The organism is Streptomyces venetus, assembly GCF_039540295.1.
In the GTDB taxonomy this organism is placed as follows: domain Bacteria; phylum Actinomycetota; class Actinomycetes; order Streptomycetales; family Streptomycetaceae; genus Streptomyces; species Streptomyces venetus.
This window is the reverse complement of sequence record NZ_BAABET010000001.1, coordinates 945,814-961,876: the sequence shown is the minus strand read 5'-3', so window position 1 is coordinate 961,876 and position 16,063 is coordinate 945,814. Positions and strand designations below refer to the sequence as shown.

General features: G+C 67.5%; 9 protein-coding genes. 2 read left to right on the top strand and 7 right to left on the bottom strand.

Annotated features, from left to right (window positions below):
• Positions 1-15: 15 nt before the first annotated feature.
• Complete coding sequence (locus ABEA82_RS04145; protein ID WP_345659957.1) at positions 16-1,005, bottom strand: helix-turn-helix transcriptional regulator; 990 nt, start codon at positions 1,003-1,005, stop codon at positions 16-18.
• Positions 1,006-1,098: 93 nt separating this feature from the next.
• Here ABEA82_RS04145 and ABEA82_RS04140 point away from each other — a divergent pair, with 93 nt between their 5' ends.
• Complete coding sequence (locus tag ABEA82_RS04140; protein WP_345659956.1) at positions 1,099-1,497, top strand: VOC family protein; 399 nt, start codon at positions 1,099-1,101, stop codon at positions 1,495-1,497.
• 569 nt (positions 1,498-2,066) lie between these two features.
• On the opposite strand, the gene ABEA82_RS04130 is transcribed toward ABEA82_RS04140, so the two are convergent.
• Positions 2,067-2,282 (bottom strand): DUF397 domain-containing protein, encoded by a 216-nt coding sequence (locus ABEA82_RS04130; RefSeq protein WP_345659955.1) that lies wholly within the window; start codon positions 2,280-2,282, stop codon positions 2,067-2,069.
• Complete coding sequence (locus ABEA82_RS04125; protein WP_345659954.1) at positions 2,279-3,127, bottom strand: helix-turn-helix domain-containing protein; 849 nt, start codon at positions 3,125-3,127, stop codon at positions 2,279-2,281. The genes ABEA82_RS04130 and ABEA82_RS04125 overlap by 4 nt, the downstream gene beginning before the upstream one ends.
• 215 nt (positions 3,128-3,342) lie before the next feature.
• On the opposite strand from ABEA82_RS04125, the gene ABEA82_RS04120 reads away from it, so the two are divergent.
• Positions 3,343-3,993: an ATP-binding protein gene (locus tag ABEA82_RS04120; protein ID WP_345659953.1), complete on the top strand. Its 651-nt coding sequence runs from the start codon at positions 3,343-3,345 to the stop codon at positions 3,991-3,993.
• Between the two features lie 17 nt (positions 3,994-4,010).
• On the opposite strand, the gene drmB is transcribed toward ABEA82_RS04120, so the two are convergent.
• Genes drmB through ABEA82_RS04100 form a run of 4 tightly spaced genes read right to left on the bottom strand, consistent with a single transcriptional unit; the run spans position 4,011 to position 15,860 of the window.
• Entirely contained in the window at positions 4,011-5,879 is a 1,869-nt protein-coding gene (drmB, locus tag ABEA82_RS04115) for a DrmB family protein (protein WP_345659952.1), read from the bottom strand.
• Positions 5,876-9,118 (bottom strand): helicase-related protein, encoded by a 3,243-nt coding sequence (locus tag ABEA82_RS04110; RefSeq protein ID WP_345659951.1) that lies wholly within the window; start codon positions 9,116-9,118, stop codon positions 5,876-5,878. The genes drmB and ABEA82_RS04110 overlap by 4 nt, the downstream gene beginning before the upstream one ends.
• Positions 9,115-11,019: a UvrD-helicase domain-containing protein gene (locus tag ABEA82_RS04105; RefSeq protein WP_345659950.1), complete on the bottom strand. Its 1,905-nt coding sequence runs from the start codon at positions 11,017-11,019 to the stop codon at positions 9,115-9,117. Before ABEA82_RS04105 ends, ABEA82_RS04110 begins: the two co-directional genes overlap by 4 nt.
• On the bottom strand, positions 11,016-15,860 hold the full coding sequence (locus tag ABEA82_RS04100; protein ID WP_425588471.1) for a DEAD/DEAH box helicase: 4,845 nt from the start codon (positions 15,858-15,860) through the stop codon (positions 11,016-11,018). The genes ABEA82_RS04105 and ABEA82_RS04100 overlap by 4 nt, the downstream gene beginning before the upstream one ends.
• Positions 15,861-16,063 lie beyond the last annotated feature (203 nt).

Here is a 16,063-nt window from a genome sequence, read left to right as displayed (position 1 = left end):
ATCGGTTCCTCACCGTCAGGCTTGGCGGGCGTAGGACGCGAGGCGATCGGCGAGCGCGATGACGAGGTCGCGCAGTTCAGCGGGGCGCTCGATGACGAACGGCCGGTCGAGCGAGGCGAGTATCCGAGGCAACCAGTCGAGCCGCTGCGCCCGCAGCTCGACGCGCAGCCAGCGCTCGGCCGCCGGGTCCTGCCCGGCCGCGGGCTCGTGCTCCTCCAGCCTCGCGACGCCGGCGGGGAGATGCGCGCGGATCTGCTCAACCGTCCCGTGGATCCGCAAGGTCACCTCATGCTGGTACTCGGCCGTGGCGAATCCCGACAACACGCGCTGCGCCGGATCGGGACCCACGGGCGCTTCGAACGAGCCGGGCAGGGCCCTCGGGTCTGCGATGCGATCGAGCCGGAAGGTTCGGTCCTCGCCGACCTGGGCGTCCTTTCCCGTGACGTACCACCGGCCCGCATGGGCGACGATCCCGTACGCATGCAGTATGCGTTCGCTGCGCCGTCCGTCGCGGTCGGTGTAGCGGAGCGAGACCGGCCGACGGTGCCGCACCGCATCGGCGATGGTGAGCAGGACCCCGGCGTCCGGGCGATCCAACTCGCCGGGCTGATCCGTGAAGGCGAGAGCCTCCAGGAGTGTGTCGAGCCGACGGGCGACGTGCTTGGGCAGCACCCGCCGGATCTTCGCCGACGCCGTCTCGCTCGCCGTGGACTCCGTCGTCGTCAGCCCCGCCCGGCGGCCGGCGACCAGGCCGAGCAGCACGGCCAGCGCCTCGTCGTCGCTGAGCATGAGCGGAGGCAAGCGGTACCCGGGGGCCAGCCTGTACCCGCCGTAGCGGCCGCGCACCGACTCCACGGGCACGTCCAGGTCGATCAGCTGGTTCACATACCGCCGCACGGTGCGCCCTTCGACGCCGAGACGGTCGGCGAGCTCGGCCACCGTCCGGGTGCCGCCCGACTGCAACAGCTCCAGGAGTGTCAGCACGCGGCCGGTGGGTCGAGGCATGTTCGCAGCGTAACGCGCATACAGGACCGATTCTGTCCTCTATTTCTCCTAGCCTGCGACGCGTAAGCCTCCGGTACCGCCAAGGAGATCCCCATGGACTTCGTCTCGATCCGCATCATCACCAGCGACGTCGCACGCCTCGTCGACTTCTACGAGCGAGCCACAGGGGTGCGGGCGATACGGGCCACCGAGGACTTCGCCGAGCTCAGGACAGCGGGCGCGACCCTCGCGATCGCCGGCACCCGCACCGTCCCGCTGTTCGCCCCGGGCTCCGCCCGCCCGGCGGACAACCACAGCGTGATCATTGAGTTCCTCGTCGACGACGTGGACCGCGTCCACCAGAACCTGACCGGCTTCGTCACCGACTTCGTCAACGAGCCCACCACGATGCCCTGGGGCAACCGATCGCTGCTCTTCCGCGACCCCGACGGCAACCTCGTCAACTTCTTCACGCCCGTCACCCCAGCAGCCATCGAAAAGTTCGCACGCTGACACCACGCCGCCGCCGGGAGGGCGGCGATGGCGGTGGTGGCAGCCGCGAGCAGCTTCGTTGCCACCCTTGAACGCCACCGGGTACCCGCACTCGGCGACGCTCCCGAGCCCCTGCCTCGCCGTCCCCGCCGCCCCACCTCTGGGCCGCCCGGTCGGCCAAATCCCCGCGGTGGAGGGACGAGTGTCAAGAGTGAAGCGAAGCGCAATCGGCGAAGCCGACGCCCGAAGGGCGCTCTTGACGCTCGCCCCGGAACCGCCAACCTCATGAGAACCGGGCGGCCTTGAGTACTGCCTGGCCAACGGGACGGGCAGAGGCCTGGCCTCCTACGCCAGCGGTTTTCGCATCGCCTCTACGAGTGAGGCCGCCCGGACGTCGTCAGGGCCTTCGATGTGGTTCATCACGTACCCGAAGGCGACACCATGCTCAGGGTCGGCGAACCTGAGCGAGCCACCTCGCCCGGCGTGACCGAACGACTGGGGACCGGCCATGGCTTTCGTCTCGGTGGGCAGGTGTCGCGGTCCGTCCTGCCCCCGACCGATCGACGTAGTGGCGAGGCGGGAGATGACTGCTAACGTGCCGCGCTGCCGGAGATCATTGCCTGGACGAAAGGCCGCCAAGCAGCGCTTCCCACCGCTACCACCTGCGCCTTCGCGGCCTTTGAGTCGCGCACGAGAATGCCGTCGTCGGTGTGCGCGCACTCGACGCACTCGCCTCCGGCCCCGTTGCTGTAGGACGACCTGAACCATGCCGGGCGGGCGCTTCCAGTGGATCCTTGTATGGTCACCGCGCGTAATCCTTCAAGATCGACTCGATCAACAGAGTGGAGCGTTGAGGGCTCAAGGCCGCAGCCCGGAGGCCGTCGAAGGCCCTCGTGTACTCACGGACATGATGCTCGCCCTCCAGGTACATGGCATCGGTGATGCCGTCTCGGTAGACGATGTCCGGATCTTCCGGGGCCGGGAAACCCAGCATGGTGAAGGAACCCGTGGCCGGGTAGGTCCCGGAGTCGAAGGGGAGTACCTGCAAGGTCACCGTCGGCAGTTCGGCCGTCTCCAGGACACGTTCCATCTGCTCCCGCATCGACGCGCGGTCCCCGATCACATGGCGCAGGGCGCCCTCGTTCACGACGAACCAAGCGTCAGGAGCGTCAGGTCGAGTCAGCATCGCCTGACGTTCCATGCGGACCTGTACTGCCCTGGTGATGTCCTCGGCCGACATGTGAGCGCCGGTCTTGTGGAGCTCGGACGCGTACCCCTCCGTCTGCATGAGGCCGGGCACGACCTCGCACTGATACTGGCGGAATGTCGACGCGTCCTGTTCGAGGCCGATGTAGATGTTGAACCACTCGGGGACACCGGCGCCGTGGACCTGCCACCAGCCGCGCACTTTTGCCTGCCGGGCCAGTGACTTGAGGAACTCGCGCAGTTCCTGGCTCGTGCCGTAGAAGCGACACAGCGCGTCGATGTCCGACGGCTGGATGCGTCCGCTGCCCGTCTCCATCCGGTTGACCTTGGAGCCACTCCAGTCCAGAGCCGCACCGACCTGGGCGCACGTGAGTGTGCTCTTCTCGCGGAGCTTCTTCAGCTCGATCGAGAGACGGCGACGACGTGCCGTCGGTGAACCGGCCATTCCAACCCTCTTCCACGTAGCGGGTGTTCAGTCTTGCGCCAAGTGATGTGCGTGCCAATCACACGGAAGTGGGATTCCCGTCGTGCACATTGCACGACGGGATGTGATGCCAGCACAGTGGTCGACAACACAACTCAAAGTGAGCAGTCGTGACACTGCGCTGTTCGCTGGTGTCGACTGCGATGAGAGGGGTCCATGTGGGCCAGGAAGCATGCATGTCACGGAAGCCGTGGGAGCTGGCCTTCACTGCCGAACCCGTAGAGGTGGCTTCCCTGCGCCGGATCATGCGACTGCACCTGGGGATCTGGGGACTGCACGACATCACCGACGAGGCTCAACTGTGCGTCAGTGAGCTGGTGTCCAACGTCATCACGCATGTCGGGCACGGCACTCCCGCGACGCTTGCCGTCTCCCTCAGAGGCACGCACCTGCGCATCGAGGTGCATGACCCCGACACGCGGGCGCTGCCCGTCCTTCGTGATACGAGCACCGGGGACTGCGAGGACGGGAGGGGCATGGCACTCGTGGACGCGATCGCCGATCGCTGGGGTGTCCTGCTGCGCCCGGACCGGAAGATCACATGGTGCGAACTGGCCACCAAGCTCACCACACCCACTGGGCACGTAGACGCGCCCGGTGTGGTGCGGGCCGAGGCTCTTCTCCGTCTCTACGCCGCTGCGGCGCACTCGCCACGCGGCACGGCCGCCGGCGTGTTGGCCTCGGCCGTGGCAGATGAGACGGTTATCGCGGTGATCACCGACTTCCTCCATTGGCTCCAAGCCCACGGCCGAGACACGGACGACATGCTCGACCGGGCGCAAATGCGCTTCGAGGCCGAGCATGTGGCCCTGCAGCGTGGGTTGTGAAGGCACCCGGTTGGCTGCTAGCGGTCCAGTATCCCCGCGAAGAACCCCATTTCGGGATCCTCCGTGGCACCGACGAGCAGCGCACGATCAAGCAGAATGTTGTTGTGCTCGCAGCTGGTCTCCGGGAGCATCACGCACGAGTGACAGGCGGCCAGGTTCGTCTCGGTACCCCCCGAAGTGTCGGTCTCCATGCAGAGCGGGTCGGAGGAGCACCACTCGGCGCGGCGGACGGCAGAACGAACCGTGCGATCGAGGAGCTCCGGTTCGCCCTGTGCGACGAGACCGCCGAGGCTGCCCGCCGAGTCGCTGGTCGCCGTGTATATGAGCACTCCGGCCATGTCGTCCGCTGCGTACAGGCGCTCACGCAGGGAAGCGGCCGGATAGCCCGCATCGAGGCTCCACTCGTTGATGAGGACGTGGGCCAGAGTGTGCAGCAACACCATGCGTGGGGTGGCCGGGGAGGGGACGACCCGGCTCGGGTCGTCTGCACGCTGCTCCAGCACCCGCTGGTGGGCGGTGCGCATCCGCTCGACTCGGGCCGCCACCGCCGGCGCCTTCTCCCAGGTGGCGAGTCGGTCCTCGTCCAGTCGGAGGAAGACGCCCTCGCCGCGCACCTCCATGGCAGGAAGCCAGCGCAGGGGGTTCTCGGAGAGTGGCATCTCCTTGGAATCGGTGGTCGACTCGGCGTCGATGAGTCGGGTGAACGCCTTCAGGGCGCGTACCTCACGGAGCTTCTTGACCAGCATCGGGCCAGTGACGCCGAGTGGGTCGAGTACGCTCTGGTCGCCCAGCGGGCTCTCGCAGAGGAACTGCTCGTCGCGGGAGTGCTCGCTCTCGTCGTTGCCGGAGCGGAGACGCTCGTACTCCTTGTTACGCAGGGCGCGGTAGCGGTGGTCGAAGGTGGGGGCAGCCTCACTGTCAGGATCCTCTTCGCGCTCCGCGGCGAGCAGCATCATCACCTCGTCCAACGGCACAGGACATTCGCTGCCCCTGAAGGCGCCCTTGAGGTAGATCTCGACGTGCTCCCGGCTGTCGTACTGGCGGAGCGCATCCCAGTGCTCGGCGAGGGGATCCGCGCGGCCGTTGCTCCACGGCGGGATGGAGAGCGCCGACTTCAGAACCGGCTGCCACACGGAGGACGAACCGCGCTGGAGTGTGCGCAGGGGGAGGCCGCAGTCCTTTGCCGGGGCCGACGTGCCTAGCCAGGGGCGGGTGCCTCGGCACTTGAGCCCCAGGTCCTTGAGCGCGTTCCTGCGGAAGGAGCCCTCCATCGAGACCTCGGGCGCCTGTCCACAGGTGCAGGAGACGAGGATCGAGCGGAGCGAGGAGGTGCGCCCGGACGAGCGCAGCTTCAATCTGCCTCCGCATGGTCCGAGCGACGCGGCATCGCGGTCGGTGGAGCGGTGCACCCACTGCCAGTACGGGAACTCCCCGAGATGTCCGGACTCGCAGGCGACGACGAAACGGGACGGCACGAGGTCGACTTCGCACGTGCCGCAGATGCTTCGGCCGGCGGGCGGGTTGAAGTCGCCGTGTCGCTGCAGTTCGGTGCACTCGGGGCAGGAGTGCATGAGAGGGAAGCGTCGGACCCGGAGACCGTCCTTGCTCGTGTCGTCGGACGCGGGCGGCAGACGGAAGTAGTCGACGCCGAGCACTCGGGCCAGGCGGCGTTCGTAGATCCGCGGGGACTCGTCGCCGCTCCAGCTCTGCTCGGCCTCGTCCAGTCCGGAGACGATGAACGATTCCTGATCGACGGCGATGAGCGATCCGACGCCATACGTAGTGATCGCCTGCGCGCGACGTACAGCACCGCGCCGCGGAAGATTGTGGGCGGGCGTACCTCCTCCGGCGGCGGTCCGGCGACGGCGGGCGGGAGGCGGGGTCATCGGGTTCCCTCCATGAACAGGGCGGTCTCGGCGTCGACATCGCGCAGACTCCACAGCGTGGAGTACGCCTCGCGCTCGGACTCGTCGTCGTACGGCTTCAAAAGTGAGGGAGCACGATTGCCCCGCTTCGGTTCGAAGAGCAAGCCGCTGTGATTGCTGGCTTCCTTGCGCCACCACTCGACGAACTCGTCGAAGTCCCGGGACACGGCCTCGGTCTCCTCCGGGGCGACCGCGCTCACGCGGTCCATGAGCACTGACTTGATATCGCCCTCGAGGATGTCTGCGTAGGACTCGACCTTGCCGGCGCCCTCGTTCGGCCGGGCGGCAGGGATCATGATGCGGGCGAGGGCGACGATCACCGCGTGCAGGCCCCGTTCGCTGGAACGTGCGGAGAAGGGGGTGACGGAGGTCGACTCGACCTCGCGGTAGAGAGCAGAGTGGAAGTGCTGGAAGCTCTCGTAATGGGAACGGTCGCGAGGACGCGACGAGTTGAGCATGACTGCGACCAGGCCCGGGTGCGCGCGGCCGACTCGGCTGGTGGCCTGGATGTACTCGGCGGTCGTCTGCGGCTGACCCATGACGGCCATGAGGCCGAGACGATCCACGTCCACGCCCACCGCGATCATGTTGGTGGCGAGCAGGACGTCCACGGCGTCCTCGTCGGGGTGTTTCTTCTCGATGCCCTTGAGTCGGGTCGGGATCTCGCTGGCGTCGACCCGACTCGTCAGCTCCGAGTAGTTCGCGATCGACCGCACCTGCACGCCCTCACGCTCTGCGAGCAGTTCCAGATATGCCACCACGTCGTCGTGGACCTGGAGCTCGGCCGCGGAGAGCAGCCTGAGGCTGTTGAAGTAGCCGACGAGACTCCAATACGCGTCGCGCACCTCGTCCTCGGTCTGCGCGTGCTTGGCCCGGTGCAGCAATGTGGCGTACGTACGGATGAGCAGGGTGGATTGACTGGTGCCGGGCGCCAGGAGGCCGACGTAGCGGCGGCTCGCCTTCTCCTCTCGCGGGGTCTCCACGGCGAACCACGAGTCGCGGGAGTCCAGACCGGCGGGCGGGAACTGGCGTACGTCCCGGGCGAAGAGGTGCAGGCCTTGGTCGGCGGCGCGACGGATGGTCGCCGTGGAGGCGATCACCTTGGGACAGTCGGCGAGCGCGTCCACGGCAGTCTCGTAGAGGCCGGTCAGGGTGCCCAGGGGACCCGAGATCAGGTGCAGTTCGTCCTGGACGATCAGCTCCGGGGGAGGGGTGCCGTCGTTCGGGTCGTCGCGGTTGAAGAGCGCCGAGGTCGCCGGACGCCACGGCATCGACGCGAACTTGTCGACGGTGGCGATCACGAGTGTGGGGCGCGCGTCGTACACCGCCTCGTCGATCAGGTGGACGGGGAGACCGCCGGCGAAGTCGCACTCCGTGCCCGGGCAGCGGACGTGCATCCGCTTGGCGTCCTCGTCGACCTCGTAGTCCCGAGCGTCGAGGCGGGTCCCGCACCAAGGACAGGCGTGCAACTGAACGGGGTTTTCGGTGGCGAGCCGCTTGTCGAGGTTCGCGCGCAGCTCTTCGAGCCTGGCGTCCGCCTCGGCCAGTGTGTTGGGGGTGGCGGAGCGCCCCACCCACATGCCGACGGAGAACTCCTCATGGCCGAGTTCAGGAGTGTGGCGCCGAAGGTGCTCCATGGCGCAGAGCAGGGTCGCCGCCCGCTCGAACTGCTGAAGAGTGAGCAGCCGCAGCGTGTAGCGCATGAGGACGGTGACGCCACCGCCGTCCGCGCCCTTGCGGATGCGCCGCAGGAAGGACGTCAGGGCGATCAGCCCGAGGTAGGCCTCCGTCTTCCCGCCACCCGTGGGGAACCACAGCAGGTCGGAGATCTTCCGGTCGGGGTGCTCGGCGTCGTCGATGCCGGCCATGCAGAGCAGCACGAAGGCGATCTGGAACGGGCGCCACTCGCCGGCCGCAGGGTCGGGAGCGCCGATGCGTCCGTCCTTCACCCACTTGCTGCGGGCGCGCTGGTGAGCCATGGCGCGATTGGCCAGCCGAAACGCCAACATCAAGTCGGACTTGTCCCGCAGCAGTTCGATGCCCTCGCGGATTCGGCCGAGCGCCTCGCGGCACGCCTTCACCTGGTCGCGTGCGGGCTCCCCGTGGGGACCGCCCATCAGGGCGTCCGCCTCGGCCGACTTGCGATCGATCCAGTGCTGGTAACCCGTGGCGAGCCTTTCCAGAGCGGCCAGGATGTCGGCGTCCGAATTTTTGCCCAGCCCCAGCATGGACAGCGACGAGCTGTCGATCTCCGGGTTGGAGTCGGTGAGCAGCACTTCCACGCTGGGTACGAAATCGCTCCGGACCTCAGGCACAGCGGCCTGAGAGACGGCGTCGGTCACGCCGATCGGCGGTGGGGTCCAGTCCCATGCGGCCGAGCAGCCGTGTCCCACGGCGAAGGTCGGGGCATGGCGGTGCAGCAGCCTACTCGTGGCGATCTCCGGGTCGTGCGCGGAGGCCGGGGCCGAACGCTCGACGAACGCAGTGGAGCCGTCGGTGGCCCGGACTGTCAACCCGCACTGGAACAAGGAGAAGGCGTCCTGCAGATCCCGCTCGCCGATCTTCTGCTGGTTGATCAACGTGACCGTGACCGAGACTGTGCCGGTCTCGCGGTCGGGGCGACGCACGATGACGTGCAGAGCGACCTTCTCGGCAAGGAGCGTGATCGGTTCGTCGGGCGCGGGTGCGGTCACGTCGATGGTCTGGTCGGGGAGTCGCAGTTCCCTTCGCCGCCACCGCTCCCTCTGCTCGGCGGTGGTACGGGCTTCGGCCCGGCGGGCGGGGAGCGGGATACCGTCGGCGTCCGTGGGTTCATAGACGGCCGCGCGGCTCGAGACCACGATCGTGCTGCATATGGTCGGGGCGACAGCGAAGGTCAGGCCCATGGAGGAGGGACGCCTGTCTCCAGAGGCGCCGACATCCTGCGTGATGTCGGACTCCTCGACGTCGCGGGAAGTCACGGAAGCGGTGTCCGGGCCGTCCTGCTCGGCGGCCATCTCGACCTTTCGCTCCTTGGAGGCCTGCGGGTAAAGCACGCCGGTGAGGTATCGGTCGATCGGCGCGTCCTGGGTGAGCACCTCGTCCCGGTCGTGGGGCGCGGCGCCGTCGGCGGGACCGAGCAGTTCACGGCGGAGCCCGGCCAGGAGTTCCTCGTCCCGCACCCGATAGTGCTCGGAGTGTCGGCCTGCCATGTGCGTCATGAGCCCTGCTCCTCGTTGTTGTCGGCTCTGCGGTACCGGCCTATGCCGGTGATCCGCGGGGCGATCCAGATGCCTCGCTCGCCCAGTCCGGCGTTGGCTCCGGCGGCGGTGCTGCCCGTCACGGTCTCCAGGGTGTCGATCCGAAGACCGTGGATCTCCTCCGGCCACCAGGGCTCCCACGTCCGGTTCACCTTCTGCACCTGGAACAGCTCCTCGCGGAACCGCTCCGACGCCTCACCTATCTCCCGCCCGTCGTGCGCCACGACGTACGGCGGACTCTGGCACTCACCCATCGGCAGGTCGTGGCGCTTGCGCAGCACCACTTCCTGTCCCGGGCCGACGTGCGCCAAAAGGTACGCCTGGGTTGCCACAGCGTCGCTTTCGTGGCCGGGAGGGTTGTCGCGGCTGACGTCGCCGGCCTCGGCGACGATCCCGAATCTGTCGTACGACCGCCATCCGCCGACGTATCGGCGGCCGTTCTTGCGGCCACCCGCTCTCTTGAGGATCGGCAGCTCGGGGGAATGGGCGTGGTAGAGGTCCTGGCGGACGCGCGTCATCGCCACGTACAAGGCTCGGGCCTCAGCCGGGAGGTCCAGCTCGTCCTTGTGCTGCTTGTGGAGCTCGGCGATGGTCGGTGGAGTGAGAACGATCACCCGGTCGAACTCGAGTCCCTTGGCACGGTGCACGGTCGAGACCACGATCCGTGCCGTCTCCGGGTCGGCCGCTTCGTCGGGGAACCTGCTCTCGGCGACCAGACGGCGCAGCCGCTCCAGATCGATCACGTTGCGGCCGGTCGCGCGCGTGAACCGGCGCAGTACCGTCCACAAGGCGCTCGCATTCGGCTCGTACGGCAGAGGAATCTCCGCGAGCAGTAAGCGGAATCGGTCCTCGGTGAGGCCGGTGGCCTCGGTGCGGCGAAGCAACTCCGCCACCCAGTACGGCACCGGCCTCTCCTCCAGGGGCCGCCGCAGCCGGTGCTCGATATCGTGTTGGTGAAGAAGGCCGGAGACCACCAGGGCCTGTCGGTTGTCACGGGTGAGGATCGCGCATGAGTCGGAGTGGTTCCGCAGCCCGTCCAACACGAATCGGTCGGTGAGATCCCCCATTCCGTTCACAGGATCCAGGAGCAGGTCACGCAGCTCCTCGTAGAGCGTCGCTGCCTCGTCCGTATCGCTGACCTGCTGAAGCCGGGGGCCGTGCGCCAGCGCGGTCCGTGCCTCGGAGGTGACGGCCCGGAAGTTCCGGGTGAGGCGCAGCTCCACCAGGTCATCGGGGTACGAACAGCGCAGCCATTCGAAGAATCGGCCCGTCTCGTCGACTCGTTCGGCCAGGTTCTCGATCTGGAAGCCGTAGACGGACTGTGCGGCATCACCGACCACGGTGAAGCCGCAGCTGTCCTGGTAGCGGTCGAGCAGGGCTTCCACCAGTTCCCGGCGGTGCCCCAACAGGTCCTGCACCTCGTCGATCACCACATGGGCGGGCGGTGCGGTGTCGCCGGTCTCCAGCGCGCCCTTCTCGATCGCCTCTGCCGCGGCCTTGATCCGCTCGTCGAAGGAGACCCCACCCCACTCCCGGTCCGAGTACGCCTGGACGAGCACTCCGTACGCCCAGGCGTCGAAAGTCTGGGCGCGTACACGACGGGCCCGTTCCCCGTGCCGCGCGATGCGTTCGCGCAATTCCCGGGCGGCGGCCCGGGAGAAGGTGAGCACCAGAACCTCTGCGGCCTCCAGCGCCTCATCGGGGTCCTGGTTACCGCACAGCGCATCGAGCCGGCGCACCAACGTGTGCGTCTTTCCCGCACCGGCGCCGGCGGTGACCAGGACACGAGCGTCCCAGGGCTGCTCGACCACGGCCCGCTGCTCGTCGGTGAGCGGAGGGCTGTCGAGGTAGACGTCGGTCACTTACGGCTCCAGAGATGCTCGAACTGAGTGAAGGCGAGCTGAGTGTCGAAGTTGGCGATGTTGTCGCTCACGTTGAGGATCAGACACGTGTCCTTCCCCCCGTTCTTGGGTCCGCGTAGACCTCGACCGATCATCTGCTGGTAGACGTTGGTGCTGTAGACCGGGCGAGCCACCACCACGACACGGGTGGCCGGCGCGTCGAAACCCTGTGTGAGCACGCCGTAGTTGGTCAGCACGCGGATCCGTCCGGTACGGAAGTCCTCGATCCGCCGACGCCGGTCTTGAGCGCTGGTCGTCGAGTCCACTGCCGCGGCCGGGATCCCGCGGTCGTTCAACATGGCTGCCAGGTATTTCGCGTGGTCCACGGACGTCGCGAAGAGCAGAGTCGGCCAGTCCTCCCGAAGCTGGGCCACCTCGTCGACGATGCGGCGGCTGCGCGCATGGTCGTCAGCGAGGCGTTGCTCGGCGGCGCGGGAGAGCACTGCCATCCGTTCGGCCTGCGCCTTCTCGTCCCGCGTCAGCTCGATGCGACCACCCTCCAACGTGTGGTGCTCGACCTGCGCGAGCATCCCCCACTCCTGGAGATCCCGGTACGGGTCACCGGAAGGGAACACACCCTCGTCGAGCCGCCGGTTGCCGAAGCGGTTGACCAGCCGGCGGGTCTCCTCCTCATTGGTGTTGCGGAAGGGGGTGGCAGTCAGACCGAGCAGATGCCGTTCCGTCGTGTACTGGGTGAGTCCCAACTGCCCGAGGATCTCGGTGTAGCGCTTGGAGACGGCGGTGTGCGCCTCGTCCACGATCACCAGTGCGGCCTGCCGCAGCCAGCTGTACTGCTCGGTGGCCAGGCACCGTTCCAGCTTGGCATCGGTCGCTACGACCAGGTGCGGGTGGTCCACGACGTTCCCCACCTCGTTGCTGCTCCAGAGCCGGCTGATGGTCAGCGGTCGCTCCGCCCCCACCTTGTTCCAGACGAACTTCCAGCTCTGTACGGCCTGCTCGCACAGCTCCTCGGTCTGTGCGATCCACAGGAGGGGCCCCTGCAGGTCGCCCAGCCTCTTGACCCAACGGATCACGGCTTCGGCGGTGACCCGGGTCTTGCCCGCACCGGTGGGCAGGGACAACATGCCGCGCTGCGGGGCCAGCCGGTCGAGCAGGGTGGAGATGTTCCGGACCAGGTCCTCCTGGTAGTCGTGCAGCCGGGGAAAGTCCCGCGGTCCGTCCACTGTCTCGAAGGGAGGCGGGGACGGTGTCCTGGAACCGGCGAAGGACACCGGCAGCCGCAAGTCCGAGACGAAGGCCACGGCGGCCGGCGAGCCGCTGTAGGCGACCGGGGCATTGGGGAACTTGGCCTGGATGTCCCGGGCATGCTGTTGCAGAACGCCGTCGCCGTGCGCGTTGAAGGCCATCTGCGCGATCCGGTGCCCGGACGGCTCCGCACCTGTGGCCTCCTGCAGCTCGGCTTCCATCAGCCCTTCCGGCAGCCCGGATCGCAGGGCCTCTGCGCCGATCAGCAGCTCTATCTTGGTGACTACGTTCTCGGCGTCGCGAACGGCCTTGAGGGAGGCCTTGGTCTCGCTGTCCCGAGCCATGCGCTCCTGGTGCTCCAGCACCGCCCGACAGCCGGCGTTGCCGAGGCCGAGTTCCATCTCACGGTCGATCAGTCGCAGCATCGCCTCCGAGGCGAGCGGAACACGGACCTTGACCGTGCTGCCCTGGCGCACCGCGTCGAGGGTGGTGTGCTGCGTACCGTTCGGCGTGCGGATCACCTCCTCGAGTTCGATGCACCGCTGCACGAGGCTGTTACGGCTCGTGCTGTTCAGCCGCTGGCGCAGCGCGGGATACAGCTCCACAAGGAGTACTGCGTCGCCCTCCGGGACCTCGCGAGTCTCGCGGCTGATCACATCGGCGTAGCGGAGCATGCCCCACTTCTCGACCATCAGCTCGGCGTCCTCGGGGGTCGACACGAGCAGCGCGGGAAGCTGTTCGGCACGCAGCGCCCGATACTCGGCGGCTCCGACAGCGACGGTGATCTCGGCATCGGGGCGGCCGTCCCAGACGTCACCGATGCGGCACCGGGTCAGAGAGTCCTCGGGGAACTCCGCGCCGAACCGGGTGAGCATCACATAGGTGGTTCCGACGAAGACGTCGTCCTCGCTGCGGGACACCTCGGCCAGGAGCGTGTCCCAGCGATCGGACGGGACCTCGTCGACCGTGGTCGGCAGTCGCAGCTTTCGGGCCTTCTCCGGAGAGATGTCGGCGACCGGCAACACGTCACGATAGGCGCCGAGCTGTGGTCCGACGGCTTCCCTCAGCGGCTTGATCCCCTGGGAGGTGGAGACGAACCCGTGCTTCCTGAGCAACCACCGGATCGGTGAGGTCACGGCTTGTCGGGTGCTCGTCTGCGAGCCGATCTGGCGGGTCCAGTTGTCGACGACCGAGTCGTCCGGCAGTGCTTTCAGGAAGGCTGCGCGGGATTCCTCCGACAACGACCGGAACAGGTGCAGCGGGCCGCCGATCGCGGAACCCTCCACCTTCATCCTGCTGAGGGAAGGGCGAGGCGCGCGCTGGTCCAGTCCCCGCAGATAGGCCGAGTGGACTGCCTCTCGGTACTCCTCGAACCAGGCTTCGCCGTCGGGCTGCACTCCGGTGGAGGGGCGCTCTCGCAGTCCGATCTCCGAGAAGAAGGCGAGATCGTCGGAGTGGAACTCCTTGTCGACGGCGATGCTCGGGTCGCGCCCGGCGTCGACCACGATGCCGGGGAGCATGCAGTCTCGCACCGGCCGGAACTTCCCGTCGACGGTCCGCACGCGCAGCGTCTCGCGGGGCGTCGGCACACGCTCAAGAACCCTGTGGGTCAGCCGGCGCCCCCCGGCCTGCCGGAACAGTTCCCAGAACCGTTCCCATTCAGTGTCACCGTAGCCGCTGAAGCCCTGGTCGAGAACGCTCACGAAGCGGCCCTCGGCGTCCGCCTCCCGGATACCGAGTGCGTTGAGAGCGCGGGCCATCGAAGGGTCCTGAGCGATGCCGTCGATCACGTACACAAGGGACTCACGCAGTCCACCTTGATCCGCACGGCGGAACACCCGGCCCGGCACCGGTGCGACGAGACCGTGTTCCTCTGTGAGAACAATCCGTGCCTTCCGCGCCTCATCGACGTGGGGGTTCTCTGCTTCGATCATGTCCGCGAGGATGCGGATCGCCACAGCGGACACCCCGACGTTCTCGCTCGCGACCAGCGCCTCCAACCACTCGCGCACGCTGCTGCGCTCGAGTCCGGCCGCACCGAGGATGTGCTCGACCTTTCCGGATCGCAGGGAGTCGGTCTCGACGCTGGGGTGCAGCCAGTCCTTGGGGCGGCCGGGGCACTCGTGCCACATCCGCAACCAGCCCGCGAGCCGTTCCGGGTCTTTGTCGAAGCGAGGGTGAGAGCACAGCTCGGCCGGGACACGAAGAACTCCGTCCTGGTCGGGCAACGACGGACGTACCGCCGCTTGGGCCCAGATCTCACGCGTGAGGAACTCGTCCGCCCAGCTGATCGCTTCCTTCACACGCCCGGGAAGCAAGGGAAGGTAGGCGGCCGGGTCCGCGCTCGGGGCGAGAGCGGGCAGAGAGTCGACGACCAGCGCCGCGGACTCCTTGATCATCTCCTGATTGAAGGGCGAGGAGTCGAGCAGGTTCTGCCGGTCCTCGTTGGTTTTCCAAGCACCGTTGAGGATCCCGCTCAACGACATCTCGTACTTGGTCGGGAAGAAGGACCAGAATCGTCCCCGACCACGAGCCTTCGGGCTGACGTACAGTCCGCTCTTCTCCTCCCTCGTCAACTCGGGTACGGCCCAAGCGAGATCGAGCGAGAGCCGACCATGGAGTTCGCCGGCGTCCTCCCGAGCGGCCCGGCCGGGCTCGTGGGTAGCGGTGAAGACGCGCCAGCTGCTGGTGGCCTTGGGCCTTCCGGTCCGTTCCTCGATCACTGTGTGCAGGTCGCCGTTCTGCTGGGCGGTCAGCACCCGCCGGGCGAGAGGACGAGGTCGACGGTCCTCGAGGACGACCTTCGCCACGTGCGGCGAGAAGAGCTGGAAACTTGCCGGGAACTCCTCGCGCTGCTCACCGGGGCGACGCGTGCGGTCTCCGTGCATGTCCTGGCCGAGTCGGTCGTCCGCCCCGTCGAGCAGCGGCAGTCGCACGACGGTGGTCGCCCAGGTGAGCAGCTCGTCGAGGATCGGGTCGGAGACGCGCGCCAGCCGCTCGTCGAGCGGGCGCGCCATCCGCAGCACCGGAGCTTCGAATTCGGGGCCGTATCGCTCCACGACCCCGGGCACGGAACGGATCTGTCCATACGACCATGCGCGATCGAAGCCGAAGCTGCCGGTTCGACTGAAGAATTCAGGGGTGTCCGTGACCACGAGGACCGATTTCACTCCTACGCCGAATCGGCCGATCTGCCCGCCGCGTTTACGGGACATGCTCATCCGGAGAATGGTTTCGGCCCCCTCAGGGGTGACCGGAGTGCCTTCGTTGGCACAGTAGAGGTGGGAGCCGGTGAGGACGACATGGACGGAACCACCAGGTTCCGCAGCGATTTCGTCGGCCGCGTTCTGGACGAGTTCGAAGAGTTGACGGTCGCCGTAACCGCCTTGTGTGATGCGACGTTCGCCGTTCGAGTGTTCCGCTACCAGCCCCGGGTCGACTTCGTACGTCTGCAGAACCCGGGAGGACTGCTCGATCACGGTTCGCAGCACAGGGGTCGTCTCAGCTGACACGGGTCTCCGATCCTCGAGCGGGGGTGGGGCGGGTGATGTCACGGACGCGATTGGGACCCGAGCGGTTGCATGAGCAGCCGACATGCAATGAAGGGGCGAATAAGTGGTCGTTTTTGGTCACGATCGTGCACTGTTTTGCGATCGTGAGCCACGGGGGCGGCGTCAATGGGGTGCCTGACTCTTTCAGGGAAAGTGGATTGTGTATACGGCAGGACAAAGGCGAGAGCGAGTGTGTCCCGAAGGCGGTGAAAGGTGAGCCGACCGCAACACGGCACGCCAGCGACACG